This is a genomic window from Sinorhizobium fredii NGR234, assembly GCF_000018545.1.
Taxonomy (GTDB): Bacteria; Pseudomonadota; Alphaproteobacteria; order Rhizobiales; family Rhizobiaceae; genus Sinorhizobium; species Sinorhizobium fredii_A.
In genome coordinates, this window is sequence record NC_012586.1 from 1,168,126 (window position 1) to 1,180,025 (window position 11,900).

8 protein-coding genes are annotated in these 11,900 nt (G+C 58.2%); 5 read left to right on the top strand and 3 right to left on the bottom strand.

The features are described from left to right. Positions 1-122: 122 nt before the first annotated feature. The gene (locus NGR_RS05730) at positions 123-1,454 is read left to right on the top strand and encodes an SGNH/GDSL hydrolase family protein (protein WP_015887301.1); all 1,332 of its coding nucleotides are present in this window, start codon (positions 123-125) and stop codon (positions 1,452-1,454) included. A gap of 51 nt (positions 1,455-1,505) precedes the next feature. Here the strand turns inward: NGR_RS05730 and NGR_RS05735 are convergent, their stop codons facing one another. The 3 genes from NGR_RS05735 to NGR_RS05745 all read right to left on the bottom strand — a co-directional run bounded on the left by NGR_RS05735 (position 1,506) and on the right by NGR_RS05745 (position 5,101). Beyond that, positions 1,506-2,186: a response regulator transcription factor gene (locus NGR_RS05735; RefSeq protein WP_015887302.1), complete on the bottom strand. Its 681-nt coding sequence runs from the start codon at positions 2,184-2,186 to the stop codon at positions 1,506-1,508. Next, entirely contained in the window at positions 2,147-3,799 is a 1,653-nt protein-coding gene (locus tag NGR_RS05740) for a sensor histidine kinase (protein WP_240545124.1), read from the bottom strand. Before NGR_RS05740 ends, NGR_RS05735 begins: the two co-directional genes overlap by 40 nt. Before the next feature lie 390 nt (positions 3,800-4,189). Continuing rightward, positions 4,190-5,101 carry a methionyl-tRNA formyltransferase gene (locus NGR_RS05745; RefSeq protein ID WP_015887304.1) on the bottom strand — a complete coding sequence of 304 codons (912 nt, stop codon included), beginning with the start codon at positions 5,099-5,101 and terminating at the stop codon, positions 4,190-4,192. A 564-nt stretch (positions 5,102-5,665) separates the two neighbouring features. Here NGR_RS05745 and NGR_RS05750 point away from each other — a divergent pair. The 4 genes from NGR_RS05750 (at position 5,666) to NGR_RS05765 (ending at position 11,781) form a co-directional block, all read left to right on the top strand. Beyond that, the gene (locus NGR_RS05750) at positions 5,666-7,675 is read left to right on the top strand and encodes a polysaccharide biosynthesis tyrosine autokinase (RefSeq protein ID WP_015887306.1); all 2,010 of its coding nucleotides are present in this window, start codon (positions 5,666-5,668) and stop codon (positions 7,673-7,675) included. 153 nt (positions 7,676-7,828) lie between these two features. Continuing rightward, positions 7,829-9,034 carry a glycosyltransferase family 4 protein gene (locus NGR_RS05755; RefSeq protein ID WP_015887307.1) on the top strand — a complete coding sequence of 402 codons (1,206 nt, stop codon included), beginning with the start codon at positions 7,829-7,831 and terminating at the stop codon, positions 9,032-9,034. A gap of 122 nt (positions 9,035-9,156) precedes the next feature. Beyond that, positions 9,157-10,452: an O-antigen ligase family protein gene (locus NGR_RS05760; protein WP_432654022.1), complete on the top strand. Its 1,296-nt coding sequence runs from the start codon at positions 9,157-9,159 to the stop codon at positions 10,450-10,452. 402 nt (positions 10,453-10,854) lie between these two features. Further along, on the top strand, positions 10,855-11,781 hold the full coding sequence (locus tag NGR_RS05765) for a sulfotransferase family protein (protein WP_015887309.1): 927 nt from the start codon (positions 10,855-10,857) through the stop codon (positions 11,779-11,781). Positions 11,782-11,900: the final 119 nt, after the last annotated feature.

The window sequence follows — 11,900 nt, forward strand, 5'->3', positions numbered from 1 at the left end:
TGCGAGAGATAAGACTCTTATCAGCCAAAGCCGTCAAAACAGACAAGTCGGAAGCGGCCGCTTGAATGAGCGGTCGGCAAGCGCATGTCTTGCTGAACGGTTTGCGAGGAGGACAAGGGCTCATGACAAAGCGGCATCTTGGGCTCTTGCTCTGCACAGTCCCTGGGCTGTACCTTTTGCTGAGTCCCATCTACGCTCTGCTGAATTACCAACTGTTCGCAGCTGAAACGCCGCATTTCGTCCGTTACGTGCTGATCCCGGGGCTGCTGGGCGCAGCCGTCATTGCCACCGGCTTGCTCGCGAAGCCGCGCTTTTCCGCGCTTGTCGGCGTCTGCGCCTCGAGCGTGTTGCTCGGTCTCTTCCTCTTTGAGGCGATGCATACGGTCTCGGTCGTATCCGTCCGGCTGGAAATGCTTGGCCAACTCAGCAAGGCGCAGGCCGACACGCTCATGCGCAACAAGAACATGGTTCCTGGCTTCACGCTTCGGAGCCTGAACCGGCTTTCCGGCACCGACGAACTCCCCGAGGCGCTGCTGTCGGGTTTTCCGTCGACACAAGTGGTGCTGTGCACGTCCAAGGGCGGCGTCGTCAGCTACAGGGCGGACCGGTACGGCTTCAATAATCCCGACGATGTGTACAATCGTCGACTGGACTTGATGCTTCTCGGAGACTCGTTCGTCGAAGGCTTCTGCCTGCCTCCGGGCGAGGACCTTGCATCGAGCGTGCGGGCGGGCGGCGCTACCACCGCAAGCATAGGCATTCGAGGAAATGGTCCCCTGGTCGAACTCGCAATGCTCGGCCGTTTCGGCAAAGTTTTACGTCCCCGCCATGTGATGATCGTCTTCGTTGAAGGCAACGACTGGGAGAATCTGGAGCGCGAACTAGCCGTTCCTTGGCTCCGGGAGGCGCTTTCGCCGGATGCCAACTACGGTTTGCAGTCGACCGCGCAGGAAACCATGCGCGAGGCTCGTAGTATCGTGGCGGAGCGAAAAAATACGCCGGTGACGAGTATCGACCTGCTCACGCGAACATCCTTGCTGCGCAACTTCGTCGCCCTGCAGCAAACCCTCGCGAGACTGGGGTTGGTGTATCCCAAGATTGCTGGCAATAAGCCGGAGTTCAGAAAGATCCTGCATCGCGCGAAAGAACTGGCCAACAGCTGGGGCGGTACTTTTACACTGGTCTACGTACCGAGGATGGACCGTTTCATTGGACCGCTCGCCTCGGATCAGCCCTTTGACCCACTGAGGAGGAGGGTTCTCGATGCTGCCGCGGCAGAGGCGATCCCCGTCATCGATCTTCATGAGGTCATGCGTGCTCAAGCCGATCCTATCCTTCTGTATGCGCCCGACGCTCATTTCAGTCGGGCCGGGGCCAAATTCGCTGCGAACGAAATCCTCCGCTCGATAGCGGCGAAGGGGACCGGCCTTCCGATAACCGCACAGAAAAAGTGATCGGCAAACTGCGGCACAGCCTACCGGCCTCCAATGGGCGGCCCGTGCTGATCAATTCGAACCGAGCTGAAGCCGCTGGGAAATATTGGCAAGTTCCACACGGGTCGTGATGTCGAGCTTGCTGTAGACACTGTGAAGGTGGAGCTTGACGGTGCCGGGGGTTATTCCGAGCCGTGCGGCTATTTCCCGGCTGCGCAGACCTTCGGCTGCAAGGCGGGATATTTCGAGTTCACGCGGCGTCAATTTCTGCATGACCGATCGACGTTCGACGTCGCGTTTCCCAATCCGCTCAATCGCGGCACTCAAACTTTGATCCACGACAGATGTGCCGCCTGCCATCACCGACCGAATGCATTCGATAAGGGCACTCGGCGCCTGTTCCTTGAGGACGACGCCCCGCACGCCATTGCGCATCGCCTCGGCAAGTTCCTCGTCGCTGATATCGGCGGTGAGAATGACGCAAATGAGCTCTGGCCGATCGCCGTGCAGGCGCCGAACGAGATCCAGTCCGGACATTTCCGGCATCCGCAGATCGAGGACGACGACATCGACGGGCTCGGTCGAGACAAACTCGATCGCCTCCGCGGCAGTCCTGCATTTCGCAACCACCTGCCAATCGGACTCGGCCGCGATCAAAAGGCATAGCGCATCCAGAACTATCAGGTGATCGTCGACGATGACGATGCGCGGGCTCATGGATGAGCCGGGATCTTGATGGTTATCCGCGTCCATTGCTCCACCTTGTCGATCGAAAGTTCGCCGCTCCGCGCGGCCACGCGTTCGCGCAGACTTCGCGGGCCGACCTTGCTGCTCTCCAGCTCGGAATGCTCGAGCGGCCGGTCAAAGCCGAAGCCCGTTCCGTCGTCGTCCACGGTCAGGACCACCATAGCTCCATCGAGCCGCAGCCGGGCCTCGATCGTTCGCGCGTGCCCATGACGCGCAGCGTTGGCGGTCGCCTCCGCGATCATCCGCGCCAGTTCGTCGATGATCGCCGCCGGCAACCAAAGATCTTCGGGATCCAGAATGAAGCGAAAGTCGATCGACCATTGCTGCCGCAAACGGCCGGCCAGGGCTTCCAATCGCAGCGCCAGCTGAGAGTCGCCGCCGTGTCGATGGTCGGATCCCGGTTCAAGTGCGCGGATGAGGGCGCGGAGATCTCTTTGTTCTTCGAAAAGCATGGCTTGGATAGCCATCAGACGCCTGTCGATCTCGGCAGGCTCGGCCTTGGACGAGCGCAAGGCTTGCAGTTGCAGGGCCGTTCCTGCCAGCGTTTGCAGAACGCCATCGTGTATGTCCCGCCCAATTCTGATGCGCTCCTCGACGGCGGCGGCATCGCTGAGACGGCGCAGCAAGATCGCTTGCTCGAAGAGCGTCTTCAATCGGTCGGCGACAATCTCCGCCATGGCGACGTCATCCAGTGTCGGGGCCGGCGGGTCCAGGAGGAACAGGCGCGCATCGACATCGCTCGCGTGGAACTGCACCGAGATTGCCGACGCGACCGAGAATTCGGCGACGAGCGCCGGAGAAATTGGCAACTCGCCTCCGCGCCATCGATCGAAGCGTCCCTCGCCGCGATGAATGAGGGCTCGGGAGCGCTTTGCGTCGATGATCAGAAGACTGGCATGCTTCAGCACCTGCGGTGTCCACGGCAGGTATGCGGTCGGCGACAAATGCCTGACTTCGCTTGTGCCGTTCTTCCATATCGCGAGATTGGTCCAGGGTTCGTCACCGTCACTCCAGATCAGCAGCGCTCGGGACACGCGCATCATCTGCGCCGCATAGTCCAACGCCGCTTCGGCCGGCCAATCGCGCCCCTCGGGCGCTGAGGGCGTCCGCTCAACCAATCGCAATAGATGAGAACGCACCGCCTCCTGGTGGGTCCCCAGCCATGTGAGAAGAATAGTCGCCGTCAGCAAGGAGAGAATGAACGACAGGGCGACTGCAGCGTCCACGTCCGAATTAAACGGCCAGCCGGTATTCGAAAGCGCCAGGTATGCCAGCACTGCAACCCCGATGGAACCGGTCCACAGGGCACCGCGCCAGAGCCAGTGCAGCGTCGCGGTCATCTGGACAAATGGCATGAGCATGAAGACCGGGCCGGACACGCGACCTGTCAGAAAAGCCAAGGCAATCAAAGTGGCGACGTCGATCAAATGCCGGATGAATGTGCCGCGGACCAGATGGACCTGGGCTTTCCAAACGAAAAGGGCTGCTGCCGTGGCGTAGACCAGATAAGCGATGAGCAGCCAGAAGACGAGGTCCGAGCGAGGCGGCCGGACCGCGGCATCGAGCCAAGTAATCCAAAGGCTGCCAATCGCCAGAACGATCCGGGCGATGGCGATCACGCCGTCCGAGCGGGCCCGGAATGTGTTGATCCAGGTCTGTCGATTGGTCGCCGCGGCCGACGCATTTTCGGCCTGCACTGTGGCAATCGCAGACGCCCAGCGCCTCACCGCGACGCTCCTCTTTTCAGGGTCACATACCATTGGCGGGGATCGAACGCGCGCTGCTGGAAGGCCCGCGACAGTCTCATATCAGCTCCTGAGCGACTAAGGTGCACTTACAGAACTGCGCCAGAGATTGGATGCTTTGCGCAGTGGCAGGCAAGTAACCCCCGCCCCATTCGGCAGAACAGCGGGAATTATGTCGAATTGCACCGCCGAAGGCCAGATTGGTCTCTGACTTTCTCACTCTGGATACGACAGCCGTCTCCAACGACTGGCTCTCACCGTCAGCTAAGGCACATGGTGGAATTTGCCGTGTACCGGCGGGCGCTTTCCACTGGGGGAGGCCCAGGCCAGCACATCGATGCACTGACCATCGCCGCACAGGACGACGAAGCCGCGTTCCGAATGGCATTGGACCTGGCCCACCAATCCGATGAAGCGCCCGGCGTTTTCGAACTGTACGGCTGCGTCGATACGGATCCTCTCGCCGTCGTAAAAGGAAAACGCGCCGGGATAAGGGGCCCCGACTGCACGGATAAGCCGGAGTATCGAGCCGGCAGGTGCATTCCAGTCGATGAGCCCGTCTTCGGCGGTTCGCCTCGCACAATAGCTCGCCTGGTCATCATCTTGCTCGATCCGAGGCGGCTTATCGGTGTCAACGAGTGCAACCGCTTCAGTCACCATCTCGCTCAGATTTGTCGTGTGCTTGGCATAGAGGCTCCGAGCGGTTTCGTCGGCGGCCACGGTGAACAGCCGCTGAAGCAAGATGGGGCCGGAGTCGATGCCTTCATCCAACCAAAACAACGTTGATCCGGTCACGTGTTCGTCTTGTATTATCGTCCAGGGAATAACCGCACGCCCGCGCAAACGCGGCAAGGCGGCCGGGTGGAACCCGATAGTCCCCAGGCGAGCGACATCTCGAAATGGCTGCCGGCAGATTTGCGACCAGCCAATAACGAACGTCAGGTCGGGCTCAACCGAAGCCATCGCCTCCAGGACGGCGGGGTGATTGATGTCTGTTGTGAAGCAAACGGCACACCCGGCGGTACGCCCGACGACTTCCAAATCGGCGAAATCGGAGTGGCGTCCGGCCAACTCGGGTGGCAGGGTGATAACCAGTGCAGGAGCGCGCCCCGTCTTAATGAGCGCTTCCAGGGCGATTCTGGAACTCTCAACGGCGCCGACGAAAACGATACGCATGATCAAACAACGGTCGAACTATCGAAAAGCGCGGAATAACCAGCCACGACGGGCAACAAGCGATGTGATCCAATGCGGGCTGCATTGAACACAATAATGACCGCAGTGTCCAGCGCGGACGTTCTCGGCAGTTTTTGCGAGGCCATTCGACCGCGGCAGCGCGGCCTTTTGCCCTTCGGCCTACAAAGGTCATGCTCCCGTTGTTGTCGGCGGCGATCGTTCCTCACAACCGGCTTCTCAGGTCTGCCTTGTGGAGAAATTCTGCTGCAACGGGATCGTAATTTGCGGAGCGAGTGGAGAATGCCGCTGCCGCCCTTGCCCTGCGTGGCAGGCTGTTCTGCGAAACCCCCAGTGATCGTCGGGAAGCGCGTTTCGAGCGGCCGTATTCTAGCAAATTCCGCGCTCGCCTCTTCGAAAAACAAGGGGAAAAAGATAAGGTGATTGAATAAGTTACGCCGGATGCCAAACTACTTGCGGCGATCGGAGAAACTAAAATTATTGCGCCTCATTGAACATTTCACTAATCTATCCAAATAGAGAAAATTGCTGAATTTTCTGCTTTTGATGGTTTCCATGACGATGACATTCGTTTCTGATGGCAGCCTATCTGCTCGCGCTCACTACCGAGAAAGTGTTGAACTTGCGGCCCAGCGCAATGGGAATTCGGTAGGTCTGCTAGATGCCTGGGCCTTGGTCAAACGGCGCATGCGCCTCCTTGTGTCGGTGATCGTCGGGTGCACCTTGCTCTCTGCGATAGCATCATTCACGCTGCCGAAAACCTACACGGCCAGTTCTGACGTGGTGCTCGAGCGCAAAGATGTTCGACCGTTTGCGACCGATGCTTCCTTGACATCCCTCGACCGCGATCGCTCTGCGGCAGAAACCGAAATGGATGTCTTGCAGTCCAGGCAGCTTGCTGGCCGCGTCGTCGACAGATTGAACCTCATCAACAACCCAAACTTCAACCCGTATGCCCGCACGGCCGAACAACCGTCAGACATCGGTGGCGATTTTCTTGGATATTTTCAAGGAATTGTCGGAATCGATCGGTCGGCTAAGACTGTCAGGACTCTGCCGGGTCTGAAAACGCAACGGGACCGCGCGATCTCGTCACTGCTGCGCCAGTTCGATGTCAGCCGGACTGGGGAGAGCCTGGCGGTAAAAATCACCGTATCAAGTCCGGATCCCAAACTTGCTCAGGAAATAGCCAACACCATTGCGAACCTGTATGTTGAATCGTCTCTCGAGTTCAAGCAGGACGAGCGGATCGCCGACAAGCAACGGGCGCTTAATACGGGCGGGGCCGTCGGGTTCCTGCGGCAAAGCATGACGCAGCCGCTTTTGGTCACATTGCGGTCCGAAGAAGCCCGATTGCTGCAGAGCAGAGCCGAGATCGCCGCGAAGTACGGTAAGAATCACCCTCAGATGATTGATGTCGGCTCGCAAATTGCCGGCGTGCGCAGGATGATCGAGGATGAGGTTCGTCGTATCTTGTTGGACCTTGAGGCGGAATCCCTGAAGCCAAGCGCTCGAATCGTATCGGCGGCGGAACTTCCGAATTCACCTTCGTTTCCTGTAGCGGGTATCATAATTCCCGCGACATTCGCTGGTTCGACTTTGCTGGCCTTTTTGCTCGCGCTCCTGTTTGAAGCAACTGATACGCGAATCCGCAGCGGACAACGCACCGCGCAACTCCTGCGAATGCCGAACCTGGGCTACGTGCCCAAGCTTCCGAAGCATTTGCCGTATCAGGGCACCAAGCGGTCGTCAGGCGTACCAGCCTGGAGCAATGCATCTGCAGAAGCCGAGCGGTCGATTTATATGGCTTCGCGCTTCTCCGAGGCAAAAAAACTGCATCGCGTTGTGATGGTCACGTCGTGCCATCACAACATTGCAAACGCATCAACAGCCTGGGGGATTGCGACCGCCGCAGCAGCAGACGGCCGCCCGACCGCCTTCGTGAACCTGGATTTCCATGAACACAGCGTTCCCTGTTTGAAAAGCGTGGGGCATTCACCCGAGCTCTTCGAGCGCTATCTCAACAATGAAGCAACGCTCGCCGATGTTGTGCAGACGGATCCTGCCTTGCCCGGGTTGGGCCTCCTTGACGCGACGCTGGCAATGACGGAGCCGTTCAGACTCATTGACTCCAAAAAACTTTGTGAACTGATCCAGGCGCTCAAGCAGAGCGGGTATGATCTCATTGTGCTTCACGCTCCGCCTGTCCTCAGCTCTGGCGATGCAACGTGGCTCGCGCCCTTTGTCGACGCGGTCATCCTCACGGTTTCCTGGGGCGAGACAACCGAGGACCAATTGTTGGTGGCTGTTTCCCAGCTTCGGATGAACCATGCGCCACTGATCGGCACTGCAATTAACCAAGTTAATCCTGAAATTCACAGACGCCACGGCTACGGGGGCTATGTGATAACCTCACGGCGCTTTCCGGCGACTGGCTGGATCAGGCGCCATTCCCGCGGAAACGGTGCGATCGCCGACCGCCCGACCAAAGAAGCGAACGCCTTGTCCGTGCGGTCGGTGGGGGCCGCGCCCAATTCTCCGTCGAAGGTGCTGTAATTCCGGTATCCCGAAAGCTTCGCTTTTGGGTTGCTGACATCGAGCAAACGAGCCCGTCGGTGGAGACCGTCTGAGAAAGGCTGGCCCGCAAGTTTTGCTCGAGGTCAAGACGTTCCCGGATCCGGCGCTTGTTGCAGAAGAAAGAGCTCCAAGATGAGTAACGGCGGGCCGCGGACCGTGTGCTTTCCTTTCATAGGGGACTTTATAGGTGGAAGCCATCTGTCCGCCCTCGGACTTATACGAAATCTTCCGAGGTCGTTCTTCGCGCCCTTGGTTGTCCTCCATGATACCGAGGGGCCGGTGGCAGAACTGTTTCGCCGTGAAAGTATCGACTTTGAACCGGCGCCCGTTCTGAACCGCCTGGAGCGGGCCGGTGCACACAACGGCGCGGCAGTGCTCAATGTCGCTCGAACTCTACCAGCGCTTGTCGGATATCTGCGAGCCAGAGACGTCGCAATCGTGCACACCAACGACGGTCGGGCACATCTCATGTGGGGCCTGGCAGCTCGACTGGCGGGATCGAAGCACCTCTGGCACCACCGTGGCGACGCGACTTCATTCGGGTTACGGCGCATCGCGCCCTGGCTTCCGAACCGTCTGGTAGCCGTTTCGAAATTTGCATCGCCGCGCCCTGGGCTTTTCTCTGCCGCCGCCAAATGCAGTGTCGTTCATAGCCCATTCGACGTCACGAAAACGGTAGGGGTCGATCGTGAAGATGGTCGAAAGAACGTCATCGCCACGATCGGATGCCCGCCCGAAACAAGACTCCTCGGTTATGTCGGAACCCTGGTTGACCGCAAGCGGCCAATCCTTTTCGTCGAGGTGCTCGCGGCCCTGCGGCGGCTGGAGCCGAAAATCGAATTCGCGGGGCTATTTTTTGGTAATGCTCTGAACACGCTTGACGACGCAGCAAGATCGCGCGCTCAAGCCCTTGGCGTGGCCGACCGCATTCATTTCATGGGTTTCCGCTATCCGAGCGAACCTTGGATCGCGGGGCTGGATGCCCTTCTGGTAACGGCGGTGAATGAACCGCTCGGAAGGACGCTCGTCGAAGCAATGCTGCTTGGAACGCCAGTCATCGCAGCGGACTCAGGTGGCAACCCCGAAGTCGTGGAGGACGGCGAAACGGGCATGCTCGTTCGCCCGGACGATCCGTCGGAATTCGCAAGTGCTTGCTTAAAGCTTTTTGGCGATCCCAGCTATCTTGCGCACATCGTGGAAACGGCTCGTAACGAAGCACGCGCCCGCTTCAGCATCGAGCGCCACGTGCACGCAATCACGGCGGTCTACGAAGACTTGTTACGCACGGGCGATACCACAGCGCCGCGCGTCGTATCAGGCGCTCAGGGGTCGCTGTAGCACTTCGAATCGCTGCCTGTCCTTGTCCTTGTATCGAGGTCGAAGACAGGCAGTAGGGATGCTGACCGAGTGCAGGCCCACAACCCGGAGGCGGGAGTTGCGATATGCGGCGCGAGGCGACAGTGTCAGGAATCGGCAAAACAACGACACCTCACATTCATTCTGACAGCCACCCGCGCACAACGCCCTTGCCTGCAATCGAGCGTGCTGTCCTCTACACGGGCGTGTTTTTAGCGCCCTATGCAACACTGCGGTTTTCCGAACTGTTCTTTACGCTTAGCGATTTCTTTTTCTGTCTCAGTCTTTCTCTTCTTTTTTTAACTGGACGGATTTGGAGTAATCCGCTCGGCAAGGCAACGCCATTTTGGCTTATCGCGTTCACGCTCTTGTTCGTCGGGCTGATGATCGGGAGCCTCTTGCACAGCAGCCCCGAACGAGGGCTGATTGTGACAGCACAATATTTGTTCGCTTACGTATTTCTGATGTTCATTCTGATCCGGGATGAACCTAAGGTAGCGTATCGGCTGGCGATCATTTTCCTGGTCAGCATGGTTCTCCTCGATCTTCACGGTATCATTACGTTCTACGCGGTTGGCTACGTGCCCGGAGAGGGAAAGGGCGTCGTTACCGGGGGACGGCGTTTGGCCACACTTCTTCGAAATCCGAACCTAGCTGCGGCAATGAATGCCTTGACGCTGCCAATTCCGCTCTATCTGTGGGCGACAGGCCGGATCAAGTCATACGTCGCCTTGCCGATAATAGCGGTATTTATAGCTACGGTAATACTTACCAGCTCAAATAGCGGCCTCTTCGTCACACTGATTTGCCTGACCGTTTTCACAACGTTCCTTTTAACGCCTAAGTTGATATTACGTTTGGCGCTCGCAATGTGCATACTTGTTGCCGTTGTGGCGGGATTTGGAAGCAAGGACCTGTTGCCCAAGACATTTCAAACGCGTGTCTTGGGCGCGCTTTCCTCCGGCGACATTTCCGAAGCGGGAACTTTCGTTTCGAGGGCCGCACTGATCGAGGAAGCACTCCAGATAATATCCGATGAGCAGATTGCGCTCGTGGGATTGGGCGCAGACCAATTCCGGGAGAGAAGTGTACAAACCACTCCTGTTCATAATCTTTATCTTCTCCTCTGGGTCGAAGGCGGGCTCCTTGCGCTCTTGGGCTGGATCATGTTTTCAGCGGTCGGGATACTGCACGCACTTACGCTCAGGAGGGCTGGAGGCGATAAGAGGGCACTGGCAGCGATGATGACCACCATTGCCGTTTTTCTCACGATCGCTCTATTCAATCCGCATATGTACGCGCGGTATTGGACGATCCCAATTTTCCTGTGCTGCGGACTCGGCCTCGCGCAACTCCGGCAGGCAGCAAAGTTTCCTAAGGCGTCGCTCAAGCGCCCCTAAGTTTAGCGTGCCGCCGCGTGGAGGAAAGGGCAGGATTAACCTGGCTGAAAGGGCTTCACTTGGCATAAATAATTGGAGAATAGTTGCAAAGGGGCGCGCTCAAGGCTGATCGACAGTAAAGCTAATCGGATTGCTAATCAGGCATGGATGCACTATCGTTATTTCTTTGTTTCTTTTGTTCGTTCGAACGAGAGCGGCTATTCCCAGCAGGAAGTTGGGGTGGTCCACGCGGCGCGCGTTCGATTGCGAGTGAGGTTGCGGCTATTTCGTGCCGACCCTTCTTCTAGTGATTGCGCTCTGCGGCAAGATTGCAGTCGACCCCATCTACTGGTGGGCAGCCGGCCTTGATGCGCGCAGGCAGAATTGAAGGCAAGCTCAAGCGGTCTCATGTGAAAGGCTGTGATGATGACCTCGCAACCCGTTCGTGTTGCTTACATCGCAGGTTACGGACGGAGCGGCACCACCATACTCGACATCGCATTGGGCCAGCACCGCGCCGTGTTTGGTGCGGGTGAGATAACGTCCCTCACGCGGCATGTTTGGCGTCACAACGAATATTGTGCATGCGGCAAGCCGATTCGGGACTGCAGTTTCTGGAGCACCGTTTGCCAGGAGTGGTTCGCGAATTCGGACTCGCGACTTATGTCAGAGTATTGCGCCCTTCAGGCAAAATTCGAGGGTCTGTCCGTCCTTGCAAAAGTGTTTTCCGGTCTGGGGCTGGGAAAGCACTTTGCACCGTATGCGCTTCACACCGAGCGTCTGATGAAGGCGATGCAGTCCCGTTCCGGTAAGCAAATAATCGTCGACTCTTCGAAATTGCCGGGAAGGGCGATGGCGCTTGCGCAAGTACCGGGAATTGACCTGCGTGTCATCCACATGGTGCGTGACGGGCGCGGAGTGGCCTGGTCATTGCTGAAGCCCTATGCGCGTGACGCGAACTCGGGATTGCAAAAGGAGATCCGGCCAAAATCCGTGTTCAGAACGGCATTGCGGTGGAGCGTAGTCAATCTTGCGGTCGAGTATCTCTCGCGAAAACTGGGCCCCGATAAAGTGCTGCGCGTGAGGTATGAGGATTTCGTGACGGACCCCATCGCCATCATGCAGCAAATCGGCGTGTTTCTCGATATTGACCTCCACCAGATCGGCTCTGCTCTGCAGAACGGCGACCCTGTCGGCGCCGGGCACCAGGTCGCAGGGAACCGGCTGCGGATGGCTGGATCTGTCGCTCTCAAAAGAGACGAGTCGTGGCGAGCCCGGATGCCGGCCGGCCAGCAGGTCTCTTTCGAGCGATTGTGCGGCTGGATGCTCAGACGCTACGGCTATCTCTAGATCACGTTCATGATTTTAGGTCGGATCGACCTAAAATCATGAACGTGATCGATTCTAATAGATTAGAGCGGGATGCGGGCGGAAAACCGCACACACTTTTCCTCATCCCGCTCTAAGCA

Excerpts from the sequence above, each read along its gene's own strand:
- NGR_RS05730 (WP_015887301.1), top strand. The coding sequence starts at position 123 with ATGACAAAGCGGCATCTTGGGCTCTTGCTCTGCACAGTCCCTGGGCTG.
- NGR_RS05735 (WP_015887302.1), bottom strand. The coding sequence starts at position 2,186 with ATGGACGCGGATAACCATCAAGATCCCGGCTCATCCATGAGCCCGCGC.
- NGR_RS05745 (WP_015887304.1), bottom strand. The coding sequence starts at position 5,101 with ATGCGTATCGTTTTCGTCGGCGCCGTTGAGAGTTCCAGAATCGCCCTG.
- NGR_RS05750 (WP_015887306.1), top strand. The coding sequence starts at position 5,666 with ATGGTTTCCATGACGATGACATTCGTTTCTGATGGCAGCCTATCTGCT.
- NGR_RS05755 (WP_015887307.1), top strand. The coding sequence starts at position 7,829 with ATGAGTAACGGCGGGCCGCGGACCGTGTGCTTTCCTTTCATAGGGGAC.
- NGR_RS05765 (WP_015887309.1), top strand. The coding sequence starts at position 10,855 with ATGATGACCTCGCAACCCGTTCGTGTTGCTTACATCGCAGGTTACGGA.